Source organism: Bdellovibrio sp. (assembly GCF_036384735.1).
Classification (GTDB): domain Bacteria; phylum Bdellovibrionota; class Bdellovibrionia; order Bdellovibrionales; family Bdellovibrionaceae; genus Bdellovibrio.
Genome location: NZ_DASVLT010000007.1, coordinates 316361 through 340773 on the forward strand (window position 1 = coordinate 316361; position 24413 = coordinate 340773).

General features: G+C 44.9%; 21 protein-coding genes. 13 read left to right on the forward strand and 8 right to left on the reverse strand.

Annotated elements, in window-relative coordinates:
* Positions 1-261: 261 nt before the first annotated feature.
* Positions 262-615, reverse strand: coding sequence for a hypothetical protein (locus tag VF412_RS02080; RefSeq protein WP_331337539.1), 354 nt, complete (start codon positions 613-615; stop codon positions 262-264).
* 250 nt (positions 616-865) lie between these two features.
* Between VF412_RS02080 and rpsD the strand changes: the two genes are divergently transcribed.
* Positions 866-1492: a 30S ribosomal protein S4 gene (gene rpsD / locus VF412_RS02085; protein WP_331337540.1), complete on the forward strand. Its 627-nt coding sequence runs from the start codon at positions 866-868 to the stop codon at positions 1490-1492.
* Positions 1493-1706: 214 nt separating this feature from the next.
* On the opposite strand, the gene hrpB is transcribed toward rpsD, so the two are convergent.
* Genes hrpB through VF412_RS02100 form a run of 3 tightly spaced genes read right to left on the reverse strand, consistent with a single transcriptional unit; the run spans position 1707 to position 5653 of the window.
* Positions 1707-4265 carry an ATP-dependent helicase HrpB gene (gene hrpB, locus VF412_RS02090; RefSeq protein WP_331337541.1) on the reverse strand — a complete coding sequence of 853 codons (2559 nt, stop codon included), beginning with the start codon at positions 4263-4265 and terminating at the stop codon, positions 1707-1709.
* 3 nt (positions 4266-4268) lie between these two features.
* Entirely contained in the window at positions 4269-4925 is a 657-nt protein-coding gene (locus VF412_RS02095; RefSeq protein WP_331337542.1) for an SAM-dependent methyltransferase, read from the reverse strand.
* A complete protein-coding gene (locus VF412_RS02100) occupies positions 4925-5653 on the reverse strand; it encodes an HAD family hydrolase (protein WP_331337543.1) in 729 nt (242 codons plus the stop codon). The genes VF412_RS02095 and VF412_RS02100 overlap by 1 nt, the downstream gene beginning before the upstream one ends.
* A 100-nt stretch (positions 5654-5753) precedes the next feature.
* Between VF412_RS02100 and VF412_RS02105 the strand changes: the two genes are divergently transcribed.
* The 4 genes from VF412_RS02105 to VF412_RS02120 are packed head-to-tail and all read left to right on the forward strand — an operon-like array spanning position 5754 to position 8861.
* Complete coding sequence (locus VF412_RS02105) at positions 5754-6650, forward strand: phosphate/phosphite/phosphonate ABC transporter substrate-binding protein (protein WP_331337544.1); 897 nt, start codon at positions 5754-5756, stop codon at positions 6648-6650.
* On the forward strand, positions 6647-7429 hold the full coding sequence (gene phnC / locus VF412_RS02110; RefSeq protein ID WP_414640827.1) for a phosphonate ABC transporter ATP-binding protein: 783 nt from the start codon (positions 6647-6649) through the stop codon (positions 7427-7429). The genes VF412_RS02105 and phnC overlap by 4 nt, the downstream gene beginning before the upstream one ends.
* The gene (gene phnE, locus VF412_RS02115; RefSeq protein ID WP_331337546.1) at positions 7407-8414 is read left to right on the forward strand and encodes a phosphonate ABC transporter, permease protein PhnE; all 1008 of its coding nucleotides are present in this window, start codon (positions 7407-7409) and stop codon (positions 8412-8414) included. Before phnC ends, phnE begins: the two co-directional genes overlap by 23 nt.
* 39 nt (positions 8415-8453) lie before the next feature.
* Entirely contained in the window at positions 8454-8861 is a 408-nt protein-coding gene (locus VF412_RS02120; protein ID WP_331337547.1) for an acyl-CoA thioesterase, read from the forward strand.
* Between the two features lie 26 nt (positions 8862-8887).
* Here the strand turns inward: VF412_RS02120 and VF412_RS02125 are convergent, their stop codons facing one another.
* Entirely contained in the window at positions 8888-9808 is a 921-nt protein-coding gene (locus VF412_RS02125; RefSeq protein WP_331337548.1) for a chemotaxis protein CheX, read from the reverse strand.
* 228 nt (positions 9809-10036) lie between these two features.
* On the opposite strand from VF412_RS02125, the gene VF412_RS02130 reads away from it, so the two are divergent.
* The 3 genes from VF412_RS02130 (at position 10037) to VF412_RS02140 (ending at position 12197) form a co-directional block, all read left to right on the forward strand.
* Positions 10037-10828: a GYF domain-containing protein gene (locus VF412_RS02130; RefSeq protein WP_331337549.1), complete on the forward strand. Its 792-nt coding sequence runs from the start codon at positions 10037-10039 to the stop codon at positions 10826-10828.
* Positions 10829-10854: 26 nt separating this feature from the next.
* Positions 10855-11844 carry a hypothetical protein gene (locus VF412_RS02135; RefSeq protein ID WP_331337550.1) on the forward strand — a complete coding sequence of 330 codons (990 nt, stop codon included), beginning with the start codon at positions 10855-10857 and terminating at the stop codon, positions 11842-11844.
* A 119-nt stretch (positions 11845-11963) separates the two neighbouring features.
* Entirely contained in the window at positions 11964-12197 is a 234-nt protein-coding gene (locus VF412_RS02140) for a hypothetical protein (RefSeq protein WP_331337551.1), read from the forward strand.
* Here VF412_RS02140 and VF412_RS02145 read toward each other — a convergent pair.
* Entirely contained in the window at positions 12185-13996 is a 1812-nt protein-coding gene (locus VF412_RS02145; RefSeq protein ID WP_331337552.1) for an ABC transporter ATP-binding protein, read from the reverse strand. The two genes, VF412_RS02140 and VF412_RS02145, sit on opposite strands and share 13 nt — an antisense overlap.
* Complete coding sequence (locus VF412_RS02150) at positions 13989-15659, reverse strand: ABC transporter ATP-binding protein (RefSeq protein ID WP_331337553.1); 1671 nt, start codon at positions 15657-15659, stop codon at positions 13989-13991. The genes VF412_RS02145 and VF412_RS02150 overlap by 8 nt, the downstream gene beginning before the upstream one ends.
* Before the next feature lie 345 nt (positions 15660-16004).
* Between VF412_RS02150 and VF412_RS02155 the strand changes: the two genes are divergently transcribed.
* Both VF412_RS02155 and VF412_RS02160 read left to right on the forward strand, forming a co-directional pair.
* A complete protein-coding gene (locus VF412_RS02155) occupies positions 16005-16742 on the forward strand; it encodes a helix-turn-helix transcriptional regulator (protein ID WP_331337554.1) in 738 nt (245 codons plus the stop codon).
* Between the two features lie 66 nt (positions 16743-16808).
* Positions 16809-17615 (forward strand): murein L,D-transpeptidase catalytic domain family protein, encoded by an 807-nt coding sequence (locus tag VF412_RS02160; RefSeq protein WP_331337555.1) that lies wholly within the window; start codon positions 16809-16811, stop codon positions 17613-17615.
* Here the strand turns inward: VF412_RS02160 and VF412_RS02165 are convergent.
* Positions 17612-18262 carry a TetR/AcrR family transcriptional regulator gene (locus VF412_RS02165; protein WP_331337556.1) on the reverse strand — a complete coding sequence of 217 codons (651 nt, stop codon included), beginning with the start codon at positions 18260-18262 and terminating at the stop codon, positions 17612-17614. The genes VF412_RS02160 and VF412_RS02165 overlap by 4 nt on opposite strands.
* A 169-nt stretch (positions 18263-18431) precedes the next feature.
* Between VF412_RS02165 and VF412_RS02170 the strand changes: the two genes are divergently transcribed.
* Genes VF412_RS02170 through VF412_RS02180 form a run of 3 tightly spaced genes read left to right on the forward strand, consistent with a single transcriptional unit; the run spans position 18432 to position 24368 of the window.
* The gene (locus VF412_RS02170; RefSeq protein WP_331337557.1) at positions 18432-19871 is read left to right on the forward strand and encodes a TolC family protein; all 1440 of its coding nucleotides are present in this window, start codon (positions 18432-18434) and stop codon (positions 19869-19871) included.
* A 2-nt stretch (positions 19872-19873) separates the two neighbouring features.
* Positions 19874-23110: an efflux RND transporter permease subunit gene (locus VF412_RS02175; protein WP_331337558.1), complete on the forward strand. Its 3237-nt coding sequence runs from the start codon at positions 19874-19876 to the stop codon at positions 23108-23110.
* Positions 23082-24368 carry an NAD(P)/FAD-dependent oxidoreductase gene (locus tag VF412_RS02180; protein ID WP_331337559.1) on the forward strand — a complete coding sequence of 429 codons (1287 nt, stop codon included), beginning with the start codon at positions 23082-23084 and terminating at the stop codon, positions 24366-24368. The genes VF412_RS02175 and VF412_RS02180 overlap by 29 nt, the downstream gene beginning before the upstream one ends.
* Positions 24369-24413 lie beyond the last annotated feature (45 nt).

Sequence of the window (24413 nt, forward strand, 5' to 3'; positions counted from 1 at the left end):
TTATGCGTCGCATCTCTGAGACAATAGTGGAGTCCTTAATCTAGCACGAAAGGAGTTCGGCTATGAAACAGGTAGATAAATTGGAGACGACTCCAACGAACACAACACAAGTTGAAAGTACTAGTACAAGTACTCCAGTTCGTAAGAGAAATCGCCGCCGCCGCCAGCTAGCAGCTTGGTAAAAAACGGCCTCAGAAATGGCAATTGTGGAATTGCCCGTGAAGCGATCTTCATTTGCCATTTCTGAACCCGTTTAGGTTTTTACTCTTCGCAGTCTGCGTGGGAGTAAGCTTTATAATCCCCGACAATTGATAACACTTCCCAATGGCCGTTCCTACGGACAAGGGTGCGCTCATCTCCAGAGTCTTGCTTGCTGATAGAGATATAGCCGTCTTTGTAGTCTTTGATGGTCATCGTACGTGTGATGGAGCTGCCGTCCCCGGGAAATTCTTGCAGCTCAACGATGCCTTTGGGTTTTAAGCCTTCAAGTTCACGAATAACGATATACTTCAAATCGCCTTGGGCGATGTTCTTGCAATAAAGCAACGTCTTTACTTCCGCTTGAGCCATCAAGCTAGAAAAAAGAATTGCAGTCGCTGCAAACACGGCCTTCATTGAGTCTCCTCGGAATGTGAAACCGGGTTCTAGCAAAGCGTTGGCCGAGTTGAAAGCAAAATGATAGGCAACGCGCTACAAAAGTGATTTGGGCGGAAAAGTACGGAGTCCTTTATCGCTTCATTTGCATTCTCAGTGGTCTATCAAACAACTTTCACTGACCTTTCACCACAAAGAATTTTCACGGATTTGCTGTTCACGGGAAATTTCGGGGCTTATCACTGTGGACGATTTCGAAAAAGGACATGCAATGAATAGAAAAGGTAAAACACCTCGATTCAAAAAACAAAGACGTTTGCTGATGGAGCTTCCTGGCATGGGTAAAGCCGGAGCCATGGAAAGAAAGCCGTATCCTCCGGGTCAACATGGTCAGCAACGTCGCAAATATTCTGAATTTGGTTTGCAACTCGAAGAAAAACAAAAACTTCGTTTCCACTATGGCATTCGCGAAGAGCAATTCCGTCGCATCATCGGCAAGGCACAAAAATCCTCTAACTCGAACTGGGTTGAGTCTTTGGTGAACTTGCTTGAAAAGCGTTTGGACAATGTGGTGTTCCGTCTTGGCTTTGCTCCAAGCATTCCGGCGGCGAAACAATTGGTTTCTCACGGAAAGGTTTTGTTAAACGGAAAACGCGTGACGATTTCATCTCAAGTGATCAGAGTCGGCGATATCGTAAGCCTTAAGGAAGACGCATATCAAAACCAGGTTTATCTTCAGGCGAAACAGAATCCGCGTCTGCCTCTTCCAACGTTTATGACAAAAGAAGAAAAGGGCGGTTTAGAAACGGGTCGTTTGACCGACGAGCCAAACATCGAAGCCGTGCCATTCACATTCGAACCAGGGCTGGTGATCAGCTATTATTCTTTGCGTGGATAATTTTTTAAGGGGAGACTGCCGTGAAAAACACAAAGTTTCTTGATGCTGAGGAAATCGCTCTTGAAGAAGTGAGCGACGAGTGGATCTCTGTCACGCTGGCAGGCGAAAAGTTTGTTATGGACGTGGATACTTTGTACGACATTTCTTTTCGCTTCGCCGCTTTACTTGCTCACATAGAGCGACGAGAAGAAGACGCTTGTGAAGAAAATAGGCCTTATTGTCTGCGACGACCTTTCGCCTCAGGAACTCCATCTTCGGGGTTTTCTGGCCATTGATGTTTCGGATATTTGATTCGCAGCTCTTTACGAACCTCCGGATAACCATTCTTCCAAAAGCTTTCTAAGTTTGAAGTCACTTGCACGGGACGGAAATTCGGTCCGAGCAGGTGGAATGTCACTGGAATTTTACCGAATAAAACTTTTGGCGTTTCTTGTAGACCGAAGACCTCTTGAATACGCACTTCCAGATATGGAGGTTTATCTTCTGGATAGAAGATCTTAATACGGCTTCCACTTGGAACTTCGATACGATCCGGAAGTTCTTTTCTAAGAGTTTGAACAAAGTTTTGAGGAAAGACGTTTTCAAAAAAGAAGACCAGATCTTTTTCAAAAACACTCTGCATTTTGTTTTCGCCCATGCAGGCTTGATTAAAGGCTTCAAGTTTAAGTTGTTCAACTTGAGCTTCGAAATCCAGGCCCTCATGACGGCGATAGAACTCAACGCGAGTCCACCAATGAGCTAGGTTTTCATTATTTTTTAAAACCAAGTCCCATTTCTCAACAAGGACCTGTGGCAATTTCTCGGCGACATCCTGTTGCGATGCCGGAAGCAAGCTTGGCTCTTCCAGGGGGAGGCCGAAAAGAGATTTATATTCACGAATGAAGAACTGACCTTTTTCTTCAAGGAAAGTGACGTCGCGAATTCTTTGAATGTCCTCTTTGAAGTGAGAAAGAATAAATTCCTTCGAAAAACCACAGGCAAGGCTCACTAAGGTTTCGGCGTCACTATTGCCCTCAACACCGTTAAGAGCCACAAAAAATTCCGAGGATTTTACTAGCGATTCCGGTTGCAGCTTCACACCACGACCGCCAACCATCAAGGCGCGTTCTGAAGATCCACGGCGACGGCAGAGACGATCTGGAAATGCTTTCAGCAAGAGTGTGCGAAGCTCTGATTTTTCTTCTTCAGCTTTATTGTTGGAAACAGCCTTCATCTTGCGTGCGAGCGATAGAATCTGCTTTGCCGCCTGTTCTGTAGTTTGCAAGCCATAGAAGCTTGCTTCGCGGGGGGCTTTAGCAGACCTGCGATATTGATGAAGAATATCTAATCTGACAGTTACATCGCATTCTGTTTTGTCTCCCAAAAAAGAACTGATGGAATCCCTGCGCAGAAAATCACGCTCCTGCAGGATCGCAGTAAGGTCAGATCCTAGTTCTGCGGAGCCACGCTCTAAAGACACTAACATCAACTTTGCCAAACGCACTGGAAGCGGGAAGTGCAGAATTCTTTTTCCGTCTTCTGTGATTTTATTATTCTTTTCTAAAGCGCCGGCCAGTTGCAGATATTGAAGAGCTTTATTGATGGCAATAGGATTTGGTTTTTCGAACCATGAAAAGTTTTGGAAGTCAGAAACACCCTGGGCTGCAAGAAATAATAAACTTTCCGTCAGATCCACGCGTTGGATTTCTGCAATCTCGCTTTTGGTGAATGAAAGTTCGTCCATTTTATTCCACAGGCGGTAAGCAACACCGGGAAACTGACGAGCGGCGCGACCTGCTCTTTGAATCGCGCTGGAAAGACTGATGCGAGTCAGTTCCAGTCTGGAAAATCCCGTGCGATAATCTTGCTTCATGTTTTTCGCTAAGCCTGAATCAATGACCGTGTTCACTCCATCCAATGTCACAGAAGACTCTGCGATATTTGTAGAAAGAATAATTCTTTGTCGTGATCCTTTTTGCAGAGCCTTTCTTTGATCATCCAATCCCAAAGAGCCATGAAGAACTACAAGATCGATATTTTTTGAATCAGCCCAAGCTGAAATCGTCTCGCGCGTGCGATCAATTTCACCGACGCCGGGAAGGAAAACCAGGATATCTTTATTATGGGCTTTCGCTTGGGCCTCTTTGATTGTTTGAAATAAGTTGTCATAGAACTGCGGAAAGGTCTGCAAATGCTGCGAGTTCTTTTGATAGACAACTTCTAGTTCAAACAATTTTCCCGGAACGTTGATGATGGGGCAATTGCCCAAATAAGCAGAAATCTTTTCGGCTTCTAGTGTCGCCGACATCACAAGAAGTTTGATATCGCGACCTAGCTCTTGCAATTCGCGTAAAAGCCCCAATGCCAAATCGACATGCATGGATCTTTCATGGAACTCATCCAGAATGACAAGATCCACATCCGCCAATTCTGGGTCGTCCAGCATTTGCCTTGCCAGCAAGGCTTCGGTCATAAAAATCAAACGTGTCTTTGCAGATGTCTTATTAGCAAAGCGAACCTGATAACCAACCTCTTCACCCACAGTCCAGCCACACTCTTCAGCGATACGATGTGCCGCTGCAATAGCAGCCATACGACGTGGTTCCAGGACAATGATCTTTTTCGAAACAACATTTAACAAAGCTGGCGGCAAACGCGTGGTCTTACCCGCCCCCGGAGCTGCCGTAATAACAAGATTAGTTCCCTCAGACATTTTCCTTTCAATGTCAGGAAGAAAATCATCAACCGGCAACTGAAGGTACGCCGTACCTTTTTGCGATGGTGTGCGTTGCATGTTTTAGCTCGGATAAATGAGCAGCATGAATTCTGCTTTTTCGAATGGCAGTTTGCTAATCAAATGATCTATGTTGCCTTCAAGAACAGTTTCATCTTCTTGGGAAAGATTTATCGTTAAAAGGAAGCGGCGGTTAGCGAAGTGCTCTTTCATATCGTTCAAAGTTTTCTTCATACGATAGGGGGTGTCCATGATAATGATCGCACGACGCTCTTTAGTAAGTTCTTTTAATGCGCGACCGCGAGCTTCTGTTTCCGCTGGCAGGAAGCCACGGAAAACAAATTCGTCCAAACGTTGACCACTTAGTGAAAGCAAACCCATCAAAGCCGATGGGCCCAGGATTGATTTCACAGAAACATTTTTTTGGCGACATAAGCGAACAAGGTCTGCACCTGGATCACAGAAGCCTGGCGTTCCGCAGTCAGTAACCAGCGCGACCTTTTTTTCTGCGCAAATGGGAACCAGCGCCGCTTTATCATCTGGGGTCGAATGTTCATCCAAGATTTCGAATTTCTTTCCCGTGATTCCATGCGAGCGAAGAAGTTTTGAAGCCTCTTTCGTACTTTCACAGATAACCACTTCAGCCTCGCGTAAAATATCGAGGGCGCGCAAAGAAATTTCGTTGTTATCTCCGATAGGAGTCGCCACAAGGTACAACATTAAGACTCCTCGGTGTTGTAAAGGAAGTTCAAAAGACGAGGCAAGTTTTCCGGCGGAGCTGCCTTGCCCGAGTGAGTGCTATCTAAGAAGTAGCATTCAACTTCAGGGCATTTCTTTTCCATCAAATGAAGAATCACGGGTTCGTTGTCGAAGAAATACACGCGCTCGTAATCCCTTTTGCGAGCAGCAATGAACCAGTCCGTCTTAAATTCCGCGTCGTCCAGAGCTTTGTTCGGTTTTAAGACAAGCTCTGCATTTTCATGAATAGGAAGACCCCATTTCAATAGAACTTCTTTCGAACCAACGCCCATACGTTGCACATCCCGACCCGTGACGTAGGCGATATGGGCGCCAAGTTTTTCGACCTCGTGAACGAACTCAACGGCACCAGGGGTGGGTTGATCATATTGCAAGTAATGGTTCGAGAAAAAGCGCTCATGCCAGTAATCCATGACAGCTTCCTTGAATTCCAAATGTGCGTTATCAAGACCAATCCGTTGAAGAGCACCTGTGATGCCCCAATCCGTGTGAAGTGTTTTGATATTCCTGAAAAGTGCGACTTGTTCAGGAAAGCGTTTTTGAAATTCCGGTTCCGCAGCAAAATCGAGAAGTATTCGCTCTAGACGAGGACTTACATCGAACAACGTTGAATCTAAATCGAAAACGATCAGGCACTTTTTGCCCGACGCGATCGTGTTTTGAATATTGACAAGAAGTGCCGCTAACATACGTGGTCATTCTATCTTTGAGGGTCTGGTTAAAGCAAAGACTTTTCTTGCTCTCGAGAGGCGATTTTCTATAATGATTTTCATGTGCTTCGGAGGCTTCATGGTTAGACAACTTTTTGCTCTTTGTGTAATTGGCATCGCGCTTTCGCAAGCGGGCTGTCATTTCAAAAAAGAAGTGCTTGGTACTGAGCAAAATCCGATCAAGTTTCACTTGGTTCCTTCAGTAGATGCGAAAGTTTTGTCTGACAATTCCAAAGTACTGAAGGCTTATCTTGAGTTGCATACTCCGTATAAGTTTCAGATTACAATTCCTCAGTCTTTTGTTGCGGTGGTGGAATCCTTTGGCACTCAGCGTGCGGATGTGGCAGCAATCAATACATACGGATATTACATGGCCCATAAGGCCTATGACGTCGAGGCACGCTTGACTGTGATTCGTTATGGATTGGCGACTTATCAATCTCAATTCTTGGCACGCGCTGATAGCAAGATCAAAACTCTAAAGGATTTGCAGGGAAAAAAAGTGGCATTTGTTGATCCGGCTTCTATGTCGGGTTACTTGCTTCCGTTAAAGACATTGCGCGATAAAAAGATCGAGCCGAAGGCGACAGTATTTGCGATGAATCACGATGCTGTAGTGACAATGATCTATCAAAGACAGGTGGATGCAGGTGCCACCTATTACAGTCCACCACAAGATGGTCAGATCGAAGATGCTCGTCGTTTGGTGAAATTGCAGTATCCTGATGTGGAACAAAAAGTAAGGATCATTGAATTGTCAGAGCCAATTCCAAATGATCCGATTGTGTTCCGCAAGGACATGCCGGAAGAGATGAAAGAAAAAATCTGTGATGCCCTTTTGCAGTTCGTGGCGACTCCCGAGGGAAGAAAGTCCATGGATTTGATGTTGGGTGCGACAAACCTAAAGCGTTCTTCGGATGCAGATTACGATACGGTACGCGAAATGCTTAAAACCATGGTGCCGGAGAAAAAATAGTGACAGAAAAATTTCTCTCGATCCGCAATTTGAAAAAGACCTATGGCAACGGAGTTCAAGCCCTTAAAGGTGTTAGCTTTGATGTGGAGCAAGGAGAGTTTCTTGTGGTTATCGGTTTGAGCGGATCAGGCAAGTCGACATTGATGCGCTGTCTAAATCGCCTGCAAGAACCCACAGCAGGTGAAATCTTTTTCCAAGGGCAAGACATCGGAAAGATTCAAAAAAGCTCTGAAATTCGAGCTTTGCGCAGAAAAATGGGAATGATCTTTCAGCACTTCAATTTGATTCCACGTCAAAACGTTTTGAAAAATGTTTTGATGGGACGATTGGGGCAAAAGAGCAACTTCCAGAGTATCTTAGGGATTTTTTCAGAGGAAGAAAAGCAAGAGGCTTTGCAAAATTTAAAACTTGTGGGGATTGCAGATAAAGCTTTGCTTCGCGCCGATCAAATGTCAGGTGGACAGAAGCAACGTGTGGCTATTGCTCGCGCATTAATGCAAAAGCCTTCAGTGCTATTAGCTGATGAACCGGTGGCATCCTTAGATCCAGCAACTTGTCATGTGGTGATGGATTATCTAAAGAAAGTAAATCAAGAATTAGGAATCACTGTTATCGCCAATCTGCATTTCCTTTCTTTAGTTAGAAAATATGCAACCCGGGTGATTGCTCTTAAAGAAGGTCAAATCGTCTTCACAGGGCGACCAGAAGAAATCACTCAAGAATGGTTCCAGAAAATTTATGGAGAGGGAGCGCAAGATGTTTCGACGGACGGTCTTTGATAGCGTCTTGATCGCCTTTGTTCTTTCGATTTTAGCGGTTGCGTGCTTTGTAACAACTGAAGATCAATTGCTAAACCTTGTTCGAGATCTTGGGGCTGTCATCGCATTCTTGGCTGTTGGCATAGGTGTCAGTCTTCTTTTCCGCCAAATGAAGATCGTGACCTTAGGGGATGTTCTTTTCAAGACTGTCTCAGTCGAAAAAATTCCCTCTTGGTATAAAGGTTTTTGGGGATGGCAGTTAGTGATAAGCCTTGTGCTGGCATTGATTGTAGCTGTCGTGAAGACTCAGTTTTCATTTGTGGAGTTGCTGGATCAAAATGGTTTTGCGGGGGCCGTTCGTTTATTCAATGGATTATTTCATCCCAATTGGGATGTTTTACCACGAGCGATTTTAAACATCATCGAAACTATTTTCATGGCCTTCCTTGCAACAACACTGGCAATTCCAGCGGCGTTCTTACTCAGTTTTTTCTGTGCAAAAAACATTATGAAGGGGCCGACGGCTTATTCGATCTATTTAACTCTTCGAACAATTTTGAATGTCACTCGATCGATTGAAGCATTGATTTGGGCCATAATTTTTTCGGTGTGGGTGGGAATCGGTCCTTTTGCGGGAATGCTGGCATTGATGATTCATTCTGTGGCCTCCTTAGCAAAGCAATATTCTGAAATGGTGGAAGGCGTCGATGAAGGACCTATTGAGGCGATTGAATCGACGGGAGCTAATAAACTTCAGACCATTTGGTATGCGATTGTTCCTCAAGTGCTTCTGCCGTATATTTCATTTACCGTTTATCGCTGGGACATCAATGTGCGCATGGCAACAGTGATTGGTCTTGTCGGTGGTGGTGGTATCGGTACGATGCTTGTGCAATATCAGGGGCAGGGTATGTGGCGCGAAGTGGGTTGCATTATCGTGGTGATTGCTGTGGTGGTGTGGGCTCTGGATCAAGCATCGGCGTACATTCGTGAAGCATTGAAGTAGCTGGTTTATACTCCAGCTTCGTAAGAATAGAAGGATATTATGGCGACAGCTCCGTTTGAATACAAAGTGACGATCAAAGAATCTCATATCGATTCTTATGGTCATGTGAACAATGCAATGTATCTGACTCTTTATGAAGAAGCTCGTTGGGAGTCTATCACTCCACGCGGTTATGGTTTTTATGAAATTCATAAATTGAAAAAAGGCCCGGTGATTCTTGATGTGAATTTGAAGTTCATGAAAGAGATTCGTTTGCGAGAAACAATAACAATCACGCTGGAGCTTTTAAATTACAAAGGCAAAGTGGGTCAGATGCTTCAGAGGATGGTCAAAGAAGACGGCACGGTTGCAAGCGAAGCAGTCTTTACGTTCGGTCTTTTTGATATGGAAAAAAGAAAATTGATTGATGCGACACCAGAATGGAAGCAGGCCATCGGTGCTGAATAAAAAAGGGAGCTAACGAGCTCCCTTTTTTATGCGGCTTTCGCTGCCACGGGCAGGGCGCATACGGTGATATAGAATTTTCCTTTAGCGGTACTGAACGGAATCATCATTCCGGCAGAACCTTGCGAGCAAGGTACAATCTGATTTGCACCAAGTAATACCTTGGGCACTGTCATCTGCACGCCAAAGTTAGTAATCTCGGCCTTGGCGTTACCAAAAATGATGTTATTGATTTCACCAACGGCATCTTGGTTGTCAGCATTAAGCTCGGTCTGTTCTTCCATCAACATTGTCGAAACAACTTCTAAATAGCTGCCTTTATCGAACGATACGCACAGGAAGCCCTGGAAAGATTCACTCTTAATATCGACGACCGATGAAACCTCACCCATCAAAGGATCGTGAGGGGACTTAGGTCCAGCCTTTTCCATTTTTACGCTGGTGACGCCAAACTGTCCAAGCACATTAGTAGTGGCTTTGATAACGGCGTTGATTACGCGCACGTCAACTGCGTGTTTTGCTGCTGCCGCCGCGGTGGCCGGAATGTCTTTAACAACACCATGGTGTTGAGCGTTCAACACTGTGATCATGGCGTTGATCAACTCTGCAGGACTTACCGGTTTTTTAAAGAATTTGCAGTTTTGAAGATTTTCGGGAAGATCGGCCGCTTCTCGATGGCTGACGACGATAAGATCGGCATCTTGTGTATTTTTATAACTATGCAAGCCATATACGAATCCACCATCCATCAGGCGGGGGACTTCGGTATCAATCAGGACCATATCAAATTTTTGATTTTCAGACTTGATGGCCGCTTCGGCGCCATCTTTGGCGCGTATGACAACGGGAGAAACGCCGGAATCTTTGAGCTGCTTTAACAACGGCTCTTTAACGAGCTGTTCAAGCTCGCAGTTATTATCTACGATGAGGATGTTTTTTCGAAGTTTCATATCTCGTTGTTCAAACACCATAAACTGTTATCGGTTTTTACCGGTCATTCCTTAAGGAACCACCATTGCATTGTAATTTTATCGGATTTCCATGAAGAGACTTAACCACATCTTTTTGACTAAAAGTTCGACGATAAATTTAAAACAAAAGTTCAGGAAAATGTCTAAATTCCTACAGTTAAGTCAGGTCTTGAATGCGCCGATAGGCTCTCTAAGGAGTACTTGAACATGAATAAACAATACTATCTATCCAACAATGGGACTCACATCGGACCGTACAGTCTTGAGACTGTGCTTAAAAAGATTGAAGCTCGTGAGAATCAGTGGACAGATTACGTTTATGATGAAGCTGTTGGTGAGTGGGTGATGCTTCTTGAACATCCAGAATTTTCCGCAAAATTATCAGGAAAACCAGCGGTAAGACCAGTAGGAGCTCCAGCAAAAAAATCACCGGAGTCATTCAAAGACAAAGAGTGGTTCATCCTTAAAGAGGGTAATAACTACGGCCCGTTCAGCCAAGTTGAACTTGTCCAAATGCTGCAAGAGAAAACATTGTTCGAGTACGATTACGTATGGCATGCAAAATTGCCTGCGTGGAAACGTGTTGCGGAAGTAGAAGACTTTGCGGCTCCAAAAATTCGTTCAATGAAAGATTCCTCTGAAGCGGAGCTTTCAGAAATCTTCTTCCGTCGCCGTCACGCTCGTGCGTCTTACGGTGCTTCATTGATCGTTCACAATAATAAAACAGTCTTCCGCGGCCAAGCGCTGGAAATCAGCGCCGGTGGTGCGGGAGTTTTAATTGATAATCCCAATCTTCAACCAGGTCAGTCTCTCTTCTTGCATTTTCAACCCGGAGACGGTGTTCCTCCATTCAATGCTGTTTGCCAGATCGTAAGCAAACAGTTCGTGAAAGAGGGTCCCTCCGCTTCCGACCCAGTTAAGTATGGTGTGAAGTTTACTACGCTCAGTCAGTCCGTTCGCGAGAGCATCAGAAACTACACGACAGCGAAGGTTGCATAACTCGGTAGACACGGGGAGAACATTTCATGCTAAAGGTCTTCGGACTGGGCCTTATGGTCGTGTCATCGACATTGTTGATGGCATGTAATCCAGGCGTAAAATTTACTTTGCCATCGACTAGTAACAACTTTGATCAAAACATCTCATACAATAATAAAGTCGATATTTTGTGGATCATGGATAACTCTGAGTCCATGCAGAAGCATCAGCAAAATCTCAGCGCCCAAATTCCAGCTCTTGTGTCGAAGTTGAATTCGCTCAAGATGGATTATCAAATGGCTGTCATTACAACTAGTATGGGGGGCACTGTTGCGAATGGTGGACAGTTTATTGGCTCACCAAGAATCATGACAAATTCCACCGCAGATCTTTCCTCGCAATTGGCATCACGTCTTGTGGTGGGTGAAAATGGCTCAAACTTAGAACGTGGTCTTTATTCTATGGAGACGGTTCTTTCTCCGACATATCTTGCAAATGACGGAAAAGGGTTTCTTCGTTCCGATGCTTTGCTTGTTGTGATTGCTTTATCAAATGAAGATGACCAAAGTCGCACGCCTGCCGCTGACGATGCGACTTACTACACTAATTTTTTAGATAGCGTGAAAGCTCCATGGGCTGACGGCACTCGTTCCTGGACATTCAACTTCCTAGGTATTTTGACTGATAGTGGAGCGTGCGCAACAACGGGGACAGATTATAAAGCTCCGGGTTACGCGTTCATGAGTTTGGCAGATGCGTCGAATGGTACTAAAGCATCAATCTGTTCTGCGGATTTGTCGGTGGCAGTTTCTGGTATCAGTGCTCGCGTGATGCAGATTCTGACCGACTTTAAACTTAGCAGTGTCCCGAATCTTTCAACCATTGTCGTAAAGATCAACGGCCAGGTGATTCCACAAGATGCGACGAATGGATGGCAATACATTCCAGATAAAAATGTGATCCGTTTCAATGGCACGGCGGTGCCGGCTGCGGATGCCTCTATCGTGGTGAATTTTACTCCGGCCTCAGCCTCGTAATGTAAATCGACACTAGAACAAAGAAGGTATTTCAAACGCCGCTTTAATAGCGGCGTTTTTATTTTTCTGCGAGTTGTCTCCACAAAATGATAGAGGGAAAATATCTTTCAGAGGTGTTTATGAAAGAAATGCCAAGAGACGCATTGAAGCAGAAATTTCAATCAACGGCTAAAGACTCAACTCGGCAAGAACCGAAGCAGCGTCACACCCCAGAAGGGCCTGCGGAGGAATACATTCACGAATACGAAAATCCTGAGGATCCGACATCTGCAAAATGGAGCTTAGTTTTTGGCGAGGTCGCGAAAGAGCATCCCGATTTTGAAAGCTCTTACTACACCATTTATGAAGATTGAGTATCTGGAGACACTGAATCAAGAACCGGAGAGTTTAATCCGGCCGAGGCATATTGATAATACATGCCCTGAGCCTTCATAAGCTCTTCGTGAGACCCCACCTCGGCGACTTCGCCTTGATTCAAGACCACAATACGATCGCATTGCTGAATTGTCGAAAGACGATGCGCGATGATGATGCTTGTGCGACCTTTCGTGATTTCTTTGGTGGCTGTTTGGATAATATGTTCACTTTCAGAATCAATATTCGCAGTCGCTTCATCCAAAATTAAAATATCGGGATTAAAAGCTAAAATTCTAGCAAACGCGATCAATTGACGTTCGCCCACGGAAAGGTTGGCGCCACGTTCATCCACAGGGCTTAAAAGATTTCTGCCAGTGCGTTCAAGCAAAGAAAGGTATCCGGTTTTTTCACAGGCGATGCGGATCTGCTCGTCACTTATCTTTGGATCCCCCAAGCCGATATTGTCACGAACAGTGCCTCGGAAAATAAAGTTATCCTGTTGAACAACGCCCACATGGTGCCGAATTTCTTCGCGGGCAGTGCGTTCGATAGGGACACCGTCGACAAAAATCGTTTTTTCAGGGGCATCATAGAATCTTTGAAGTAGCGAAATGAAAGTTGATTTTCCACTTCCCGTGCGCCCCACCAAGGCGATAGATTCGCCTGCTTTAAAATGCAAATTCACATTTTTCAAAACCAACGGCAAATGAGGCTCATAGCGGAAGCTCAGGTTGCGAATCTCTATATCACCACTTACAACGTGATGGCTTTGCAAAGAATCCAATTCGAATTCTTTGGATTCGTCCATCAATGTGAAAATACGTTCTGCACTCGTTAATGAGTTTTGAAACTGTTGGTATTTTTCTAAGATCTCGCGAAGTGGGGGGATAAAATCTTGAATGTTCATCAAGAACGCCACAAGCGAGCCAATTGCGATGGAGTTTTGTGCGCTTAAGAAACCACCGAAATACAATGCCGAAGTGATCGTTACGGCATTAAATAGATTCATAATCGGCTGCATAAGGGCATAGGATTTGATCGATCGCATATTCGTTTCGCGATAGTCTACGGATAAAGCTTTGAACTTGTCGCGATTTCTACGCACGCGATTGTACAATTGAACAACGCGAATGCCGTTTAAATTTTCGGCCAAAAAGGCATTGATAATGGAAAGTTTTTGCTTCTGCTCGCGCAAGATGTCGCGAATCTTATTGCTTAGGTAAAAAGATCCCCAGATAAAGAATGGAGCTAGCACTAACGAAACCAATGTTAACTTCCATGAAATCAATGCCAATGCCACAACGACAGAGCAAATGATCACAAACTGTGTGAATACTGAGATCACACCATCTGTAAAAAGCTCACCTAAAGAGGCCACGTCATTCGTTAGGCGCGTTACAATTCGTCCTGTAGGTGTCTTATTAAAGAACTGCAAAGGAAGTCTTTGTACGTGACTCATCAAATCTTCGCGCAAATGGAAGAGCATGCGATTGCCGAAAAGTTGGAATAAAAAGACGTTGGCAAATGAAAAGCTGGAGCGACAAATCTCGAGGGCAAGATAGACCAAAGCTACTTGCGTAAAAATTTGATAGTTATGTTCTTTCACGCCGTGATCGATCGCGTAACCAATCAAGCTTGGTATAATACGGGCGACAGCGGCACCACCAGCCACTGCAAAAATCGCAGAGAAAAGCAGAAACTTTTCTTTTCTTGCATAAGGCCACAAGCGCTTGAATAAAACAGGATAAGTGACGGTGGTTTTAACCAAGTCTTCATTCATGAAATTATCACTCATGGTGCTTCTCCTGTCCTTGGATCTGAACAATCTTTTGGAACGTGGGGCTTGTTTTCAAGACTTCTTGATGCGTGCCCCAGGCTTCAACCTGACCGTCTTTTAAAATCAACAAATGATCGACAGTCTTTAACGAAGACAGACGGTGAGCGACGATAATGCGGCTAAATGTTCCGGCACCTTTTGAAAGCTCGGTTTCAATGGCTTTTTCAGTCCGTGTATCCACAGCACTTAAAGAGTCATCTAAGATTAAAACCGGAGTTCGCATAATCAGGCCTCGTGCTATGGTCAGGCGTTGCTTCTGACCACCGGATAGATTCACGCCACGCTCGCCCAATTGAGATTGGAATTTCTCTGGAAGGGCGTTGATCTCATTCGTAAGATCCACGATTTCAGTCATACGCATGATCTCATTTTCGGCAGCTTGTTCAGCTAAGCCAAAACTTAAATTTTCAGAAATGCTTTCGCTAAATAGGAAAGCTTCCTGGGGAACCAGCAAGAAAGTGCGACGCAAAGATTCCTGTGTGATGTTTTCCAGTGGGATTCCATTTACCAGGATCTGACCTTCTTCCAACGGATATAAACGCGTCAGCAAATAAAGAAGAGTTGTCTTGCCCGCGCCGACCGGGCCCATGATTCCCAGGCTTTGCCCCGCGAGCATCTTGAAAGATATGTTTTTCAGAACATAGACGGAACTGTCTTTGTGTTTGAACGAGACATTTCTAAATTCAAGACTTTCAAATTTTTGAAGTTCCATTTTTCCAAGATCAGGAATGTCTGTTTCGGTTTTTAAAACCTCTTTCATGCGATCAAAAGAAGCGTAACCTTTTTGGAAGAATGAAAATCCCATTCCTAAAGCCGTCATAGGCCATACCATTTTTTGGATGTAGCGATGAAAGGCGACAAATGTCCCGATGGTCACAGCTCCGGAATAAAGATCATCTTTCGCAACAAACAAAAGAATCACCGAGCCTGAAGTCACACCGAACTCCATGACAGGGACGAATAAGGCATCGATACGTGCAACTTTGTTGCAGGCTTTTTCAAACGCCGCACTGACTCCGTTAAATAATTTCGTTCGATTGTCTTCTTGGGCGAAGCTTTTGATGACCCGAATGCCGCCCACAGTTTCTTGAGCAACACCTGTTAACTCGGAAAAGCGATCTTGTTGAGTTTTATAGTTAAGATGAATTAGCTTCATCACTTTCCAAATAAGGAAAGGCACTAGCGGAAGGAAAATTAACGTCTTCCAAGTCCACGACCAATTCATAGTAATCATAATTGGCAGAATTACTATTATGATCATAATTCCGTCGGCAAGAATCAACAGGCCCGGGCCAATCGCTTGCCGGAAGGATTGAACGTCATTGGTCAGAAGACTCATCAATTCACCCACTTGATTTTTTCCAAAGAAGTTAGGGCCTAGGGAGGTGACGTGACCAAAAAGTTTTTGGCGAATGTGTTCGGCCGCGTAGGTGTGAAACTCGCCGAAATAGCGACGCCAGCCATAGCGTGTGACCGACAGGCTTGTCATGACGATAAAGAAGATCGTGCAGGTCTTACCGATATCTGACAGATTGATATGACCTTCGATTTGATCGATGGCTTGCTTCATAATCAGCGGATACACACCGTCTAAAGCGTTTGTCAGAAATAAAAAAAGCATCCCCAAGCTAAAAGCTCGGGGATTGTTTTTAATGTAAAACCAAAGGGGTCTTTTAAAGAGACTCGAATCTGAAGCAGTTTGCATGCAGTTAAAAACTGTAGTTAATCTCGTCCCAATCGACAAGCGAATTGGACGCTCTGATGGAATTGCTCTTGGCGTCGTTCATAGGCTCGTTGCTCCCAGCTGTAAAAGAAGGTTCGCTCGGTGGTCAGTCGCAGAAAAATGTTCTTGAGAAAGCTCATACGTCCTCCTGTGTAGACCTTTTTAGAATCGGCAAGAAGGGCCTATAATTCAATACCCTTGCTAAGAGTACTATATTGTAATACCCTGGTTTCGGAGGCCGAGATGTCCCAGATAGATCAATTTCTAGTAGCACTCAAAAGATCTTTAAAGGCGAAAAATATTCTCTATAAAGATTTAGCGAAGAATTTAGGATTGAGCGAATCCAGCGTGAAGCGCATTCTTTCTAGTAAAAGCTTAAGCCTTGAACGCCTTGAAGAGATCTGCCGTATCGCTGATATCAGTTTTTCAGAAGTGGTTAAAACTGCGAATCTTGAAGACACCAATCAAGTCATGCTTCTGACGGACGAGCAGGAAAAAGCTTTGGGTGAAAATGCCAGATTGCTTCACTACTTCATGATGTTGCAGGATGGGAAGACTCCGCAGAAAATCGAAAAGGAATATCAAATCAACCGCATCGAATCACAGAAGTTTTTATTTCAGTTAGATCGCTTGAACCTGATTGAGCTTCATCCTCGTGATAAAGTGAAATTAAAAAAACAAGGCTTTCTGCGATTCCGTCGTGACGGCCCAGTGGGGAAGGCGCTCTTCGAACAAACCAAGGCAAGCTATCTGTCTTATGAGTTTAAGCCTGAAGACTACATTCGTTTCACCTTGTTGAAAGTCAGTCCGCCTACTTTGGCAAAGTACAAAGCGAAGTTTGATCGTCTGATGCTAGATCTACAAGAAGAAGCGCGCTTTGAAGGTGAGCATAATGTTCCCGTCGTTGACACGGGTGTTTTGCTTGCATTCCGTCCATGGCAGTATTCCTACATGGGCGCGATTAAGAAAAAGATTGAGTAGATTGCGTATCGCGGGTTTTCAAACTCTTAATTTGCTCTCGTAGGGATATTTGAGGACTCTGAGTCCATGAAAGCACTCCAGTGGTTCTCGATCTCCCTTTTCATTTTGTTGTCGGGTTTTTTTGCTGATGCAGCGTCGATGTACGATCGTAAAATTCCGACAGGCCAATATCTTTTCGAAACTTTGTTGGATCAGGGGATTCCGCGCGAACCGTTGGACCTTGTCTTTAGAATGTTCGACTACAATCAGGGGCGCATTCCTAATACCAATTATGCCGTGATTGTGGATTACTCTTTGCCGTCAACTCAGAAGCGGTTGTATTTGATGAATTTCACAAACGGTGTGGTCGAGCGATTCTATGTGTCCCACGGAATTAAATCCGGTGTGATTCAAACGCGCAGTTTTTCTAATCTGCTCGACTCATGGAAAAGCTCTATCGGTTTCTATTTCGCAAAGGGCATTTACACCAGTCAAAAAAACGGCCTGTCTTTGTATTTGGATGGAATTGATCGCTCAAATAATGCAGCTCGAGCACGCAATATCGTTTTGCATGGAGCAAAGTATGCGGGCGAAGATTTCATCACACAAAATGGTCGTTTGGGGTGGAGCGAGGGTTGCTTTGCTGTTCCTATGGAATCAACAAACTACATCATTAATATTTTGCAGTCGGGAAGTATCATTTTCTCGTATCAAAAGGACTTGCTTGCTTATTCGAAACAATATCCTAATGACCAGGAGCTAATGGGAAATGAAGTGATTCCGCCAGGAGTGAACACGCGTCGCATGCCCGGAGAGGGCGGTGGTCAAGACCTGCCAGCGAACTTTGCTGAGACGCTGTCAACACCTGCGCTGGTTTCGCCGTTAGATCTTTAAGACTCGATCGCGCGACAGTACATATCAACTGCAAAGCGCAGGCTTTCTTCGACTTCCTTATCGGAAAGTCCCATGCAGATGCGATCAAAAAGCATCGTGCCGTGGAAGTAGGTATCTAAAGTTCCTAGCACCATCTGAATATCGATGTCTTTCTTGATTCTTCCTTTCGCTTGCAGATCTTCCATGCGCTGAACAAGTCCTGGATGATTTTCTTTGGGGATCAATTCGCGAATGCGTTTTAAGAATTTTGGGTCCGTCAAAGCTTGGGACATGACGATCTTAAAGAATTCTTCGTCCTTATCGCAATGCTTGGCAAAAAGAATATCTATGAACATCGTGAGTTCTTCGCGCACGGTTGGCTGGGCTGGATAAGTAAGCTCCTTTAAAGGAAACTCTTCCATGTGTGATTCAATCAATGAAACAAGCAAACCCATTTTACCGTCAAAGTAGCGACCAATCAGGGATTCATTAACTTTCGCCTTTTGCGCGATCATGCGGGTGGTTGTTCCTTTAAAGCCATGCTTCGAGAAGATTTCTTCGGCAGCTTTGAGCAAACGCTCTTCAGATGCGGATCTATCTCGCTTTTTCGGCTTAGAACGAGCCGCATTCTTATGTGATCCCGAATTTTGTTGAGCTGTCTCATCCATAATGACCTCCGTTAAAGGCGCCTAAATATCCGATAGGACTTAATTATATTAAATGTATCATAAAACTTCAAGTCCAGCAATAAGTAATCACTTGAGTACTTTGTTGAAATGCCGTAATAATAAGTATGTAAGTGATTACTTAATAATGTTCAAGGCCAGGAGATCCTCCATGAAATCTAAGAGCGTTCTTAACACCTCAAAGCTGGTTCTCGCGCTCGGAATCAGCCTGGTGAGCGCAAATACCTTTGCCCTCACATTGAATGAATATCTAGATAAAGTTAAATCCGATAGCTCGTCCTACAAAGGGACAAGTGAACAGTCCGAAGGAGCTGCGCTAAAATCTCGGGAAGCCGATTTGATTTTTACGCCGCAATTTTTTGCTGAAGCCAATGTTGGCCACGATGGCAAACCAACTGTGCCGAAAACAGCGGACCGAATTGATACCGAAGCATACAGTCTAGGTATCAGCCAGCAGTTTGATTTCGGTTTGCAGTCTAAGCTTTCTTATAGTTTGGATAGAACTCGTTTCGTCGGTGCTAACACTTTATTTATCACAACACCTGATTATTGGGATGCGACTCCAAAGATTGAACTGACGATGCCATTATGGGGTGGTGGATTTGGTCGTACGGCTCAAGCCAACGAGCAATTGACTCGTGAGCAAAACATCGCAGATCAGTTCAGCAACAAAGCGCAGTCAGCAGGTTTCCTGGCAGAGGCAGAGGCTGCTTATTGGAAATTGTCTGCCTGGAGTGACGTCGTCAGAATCCAAGAGACTGCTTTACAGTCCGCCCAAAATATTTTGGATTACGTAAGTAAGAAAAAGAAAATGAACCTTGGTGAGGACGCTGACGTTGTTCAGGCCCGTGCCTTGGTTGAATCGCGCAATCTAGAATTGCAGGTGGCTCGCAATGAACAGCGTGAAGCTCTTCGCAGTTTTAATAAGTATATCAATCGCAACGCGGAAGATCCCGTCAGCGATCTTGAGCCGGTGAACTACGCCACTCTTGAAAATATTGTCGTTCCAGAAAAACGTCCTGGCGATCGTTACGATGTCAGAGCCACTGAAGCCCAAGTTGCGACAGCGAAAGCGTCTTCTCAGTTAGTTGAAGAGCGCAATCGTCCTACATTCGACGTGTATGGTAGCTATGCCCTGAATGGTCGTGACTCTGCCGAAGTTGAAGCCATGAAAAATGCCGGCTACACGGATACAGACACAGGTTACATTGGATTTCGTTTCAACATGCCATTGAATCTTTCAGCGACATCTGATGCTAAAGCCGGTGCTTTAAAATCTGTGCGTGCGGCGGAATACAATCGTCAATACGCTTTGTATGCCCAAGAGCAAGACTGGATTAATTTAACTCGTAATCTGACTGATGCTCGTGACAATCTTCGTTTACTTTCCCGCATTGAATCTGCGCAGAAAACAAAACTGGATGTTGAAAGAACACGTCTTCGTCAGGGCAGAACAACTACCTACCAAGTGTTGTTGTTTGAACAGGATTACTCTCAAGCGGCTCTGACTCGTGTCAAATCAGCTGCGAATATCTTGGCTTTGCAAACGCAAGTTAAACTTTACCAAAACTCTCCTGAAGGAGGGAAGTAGTCATGAGCTTACCTAAAATATCCATTAGCAGACCGATTTTCATTACGTGTGTGACCTTGGCCATTGTGGTTGTGGGTTGGGCTTGCTTTAAGGCGATGAGCGTCGACTTATTCCCTGACGTCAGCGTACCGGTTGTGACAGTTCAAACAACTTATAAAGGTGCGGGTCCCTCTGAAATCGAAACTCTTGTCAGTCGTCCTATCGAAGATGAAGTCAGTACGATTTCTGGTATCAAACGTATGACTTCTAAAAACATGGAAGGTGTCTCGCAAGTTATCGTAGAGTTTGTATCAAGTGTTGACTCTAAATATGCGGAACAACAGGTACGCGATAAAGTAAATATCGCAAAGCCAAAACTTCCAGATGAAGTAGAAGATCCGGTTATTAAAAAGTTCGACCCGTCTGATACACCAATCTTGATGATCTCTTTAACGGGTCCATCTATCGGGGATGCGCAGCTTTACGATATCGCGGACCAAATTGTGAAGCCTCGTCTTGAACAGGTGAACAACGTGGGTGCGATTGAAATTCTGGGCGGTCGTAAAAGAGAAGTCCATGTCCTTCTAGATCGCAACAAGCTTCGCAATCGTGAAATTTCTGTGACTCAAGTTTCAAGCCAGGTCGGCGCTATGGGAGAGAACATCCCAAGCGGTAAAGTAAATCAAGGTGGCAAAGAATTAACATTCCGTGGCCTTGGTGAGTTTCGAGATGTGCAAGAGATCTCTGATACTCTTGTGAACCTCTACGGAAATGAAGTGCCAACTCGTGTGGCGGATCTTGGTGTTGTGAAAGACACATTAGAAGATGAGAAATCCCGTGGTTTCGTAAACGGTGAAAAATCCATCTTCTTGCAGGTGTATCGTCAGTCTGGTTCAAACACTGTGAAAGTGGCCGAAGACGTGATGAAACAGCTTAATAAAATATCTCCAGAACTAGAAAAAATGGAAGGCAAGCCAACTTTGAAAGTTGTGATCGATGCCTCTCAAAAAATTAAAGATAACGTCGAGGACGTGAATGAAACGATCATCATCGGTATCGTTTTGACAGTTATTACAGTGTTCTTCTTCTTGGGAAGTGCTCGCACGACTTTGATTACAGCGTTCTCGCTTCCAGTGTCTTTGATCGGTGCCTTTATGTTGATGAAGATCGCAGGATTTTCGATCAATCTGGTATCAATGCTTGCTTTGACTTTGGCGGTCGGTCTTCTGATCGACGATGCCATCGTGGTCGTGGAAAATATCTATCGTCGTATGGAGTTGGGTGAGGATTCGATTACCGCAGCTGAAAAAGGAACGACAGAAATCCAAATGGCCGTTATGGCGATTTCTCTAGTGGTGATCGCGGTGTTCGTGCCGGTGGGTACAATGTCAGGAACCATCGGTCAGTTCTTGAAGCAATTCGGTTTCACGGTTGTATTCTCGATGATCATCTCTTGGTTCGTGGCGATGACAATCATTCCGATGTTGACTGCTTATTTCGGTGGTTCAGGTCATGGTGGCGGTCATGCAAATCATGGTCATGAAAAGAAAACCATTTACAGCATGACCTTGGGGCGTTTAGTTCGTGGGTTTGACCGCTTTCAAACAATGCTGGAAAACGTCTACGAAAAGTTCCTTCGCGTGACTCTTCGTCATCCGTTGATGACGATCGTGGCAACGCTTGCTGTATTCTTCCTTAGTATTTATACAGTTACAAAAGTTCCAGGGGCCTTTATTGCCGATGATGACAGCGGCGAGATCACTGTGACTCTTGAAATGCAGCCAGGCACGAGCTTGGATGGTTTGAATCAGACAGGTGTCGAAGTTGACAAGATCATTCACACGAATAAAGAAGTTCAATATACAACGATGACTATTGGTAACACTTACGGTGAATCCAATAAGGCCGAATACTACGTTCGCTTGAAGGACGGCAAAGAGCGTGGTGGAACCACAGAGCAATTCCGCGATAAGCTTCGTCAGCAATTGGTGAACTATGCCTATGCAAATCCAGTTGTGAAAAAATACGATGCGACAGGCGGCATGGGGCAACAGCCATTCATTTTGAATATTATCTCTGCGGATCCGAAAGAGCTGGAGGCTGCGGGAACGAAAATGTTTGAAGCATTGAAGAAAGATCCACGCCTTAAAGACGTCGATTCGAACTTCCGTCCCGGTAAGCCTGAATTGCAGGTTCACGTGAAACCAGGTGCTGCAAAAGCCTACGGTATCAATACGAAAACGATGGGTCAGGAATTACGTGCGCAGGTGGAAGGCTTTACTCCGGCGAAATTCCGTGAAAAAGGTCGTGAGTACGATGTTCGTGTTCGCTTGGTTGAAGATCAACGCGACTTGAAGAAAACATTTAATGAAGTGTATGTGCCCAACGTGAATCACAAGCTGGTGCGTCTATCTGACGTGGCTAATGGAGATTTGACTTCAGGTCCTGCATCCATCGAGCGTATGGACCGCGGCCGTTATATCCAAATCACTGCGGGCCTTGCACCTGGTGCGGGTTTGAGTGACGTTGTAAACGATGCTGTAAAAATGATGACAACAGGTGATACAGCGTTTTCAAGCAACGTGCGCTACAACTTCGGTGGTGATGCTGAGAACATGCAAGAGCTTGCAGGTTCTACGATGTTGGCTTTGGGTTTTGCAGTTATGTTCATCTACTTGATCCTTGCCAGCTTGTATGAATCATTCATCACTCCGATCACAATCATGGTGGCTCTGCCACTTGCGTTGGCCGGTGCATTCTTCGGTTTGTATTTGGCTCACGAGATCTTGTCGCTGTTCGCAGTATTCGGCTTCTTCATGTTGATCGGCGTTGCCGGTAAAAACGGTATCTTGCTTGTCGACTTTACGAAGCAGATGATGACAGAAGGCAAAACTCGTACTGAAGCTCTAGTGATGGCCGGTAAGACCCGTCTTCGCCCCATTTTGATGACATCGTTCGCCTTAATTGCCGGTACTTTACCCGTGGCAATCGGCATGAACGCGGCTTCAAAATCCCGCACTGCTATGGGGGTGGCGATCATCGGTGGTATCCTATCATCAACAATTTTAACTTTGATTGTAGTTCCTGCCGTATTCACATACGTCGATCGTTTCAGAATTTGGGCTAATAATATTGGCGGCAAATTAACTACCACAAAAAAAGAATCTGAAGTTGTGGAAGAAGACGAAGTGATTACGACAGGCTCCGAAGGTCACCATGGAGCTGAAGGTTATGCGACGCTTACGACATCCGAAAGCTGAGAATAAAAAGACAGTAATCATTATCGGAGGAGGCTTTGCCGGTTTAGCTGCCGGCAAAGCTCTTTCGAATAACGAAGATGTTCATGTGATTCTTATCGATCAGCGCAATCATCATTTGTTTCAGCCCTTATTATATCAAGTGGCTACGGCAGGTTTAAATCCTGCCGATATTGCAGTTCCTATTCGTGCGCAGTTTTCAGATGCCGACAATGTCGAGGTTCACTTAGGACGAATCTCTGCCATTCATTTGAAAGAAAAATATATTGCTGAAAAAGACTTTGAGTTGTCTTTTGATTATTTGATTCTCGCGTGCGGTGCTCAGCACAGCTATTTTGGGAACCCTCAGTGGGAGGATTTCGCTCCGGGGCTTAAGACGGTCGAGCAGGCCACGGAAATTCGCCGGCGCATTCTTTCGGCCTTTGAAGAGGCCGAAAATGAACTGGATCCTGAAAAGCAGAAGGCTCTTTTAAATTTTGTTGTAGTTGGAGCCGGGCCTACAGGAGTTGAGCTTGCTGGCGCTATTGCTGATATCGCCCGTACGGTTTTGGTAAAAGACTTTAAGCGCATTAATCCAGCTAGCGCGCGGGTGATGCTTGTTGAGGCGGGACCCAAAATCCTTGGCGCTTTCGACGAAAAGTTGGGCCGTCATGCCATGAAAGATCTGGAAGAGCTGGGTGTAGAAGTTCGCTTGAATGGAAAAGTCGAAAACATCACGGCTTCCGGAGTACAAATCGGAGCAGATTTTATTGAAACGAAGTCTGTTTTTTGGGCGGCAGGTGTTCAGGCTTCCAAAATACATTTAGATCCAGATGTGGAAAGTGATCGTGCAGGACGTATTAAGGTGAATAAGGACTTCTCGGTTCCTGGTTATCCAGATGTTTTTGTTGTGGGCGATATGGCCTCGTTTGAGCTGTCTCCGGGAAAATTTTTGCCGGGCCTTGCGCCAGCGGCGATGCAGGGTGGGCGCCATGCAGCTCAAGTGATTCGAGAGGCTATCGAAGGAAAACCGCGAAAAAATTTTGAGTTCGTCGATAAAGGTCAGATGGCGACCATTGGAAAAAGAAAGGCGATCACGCAGTTTAAATCTCTGCGGATTACGGGGTTTACAGCATGGATGATGTGGCTTTTTGTTCACGTCTTTTATCTGATCGGTTTTAAAAATCGCATCACAGTGATGGCGGAATGGACGTGGAGTTATATTTTTTCCAAACGCGGTTCCCGCCTGATTACGGAGCGAGACTGGAAGCTTAAACCATAGCTGCTTTAATAAAAGGGGCTTCTGAGCGGAAAGAACGGAACTTGG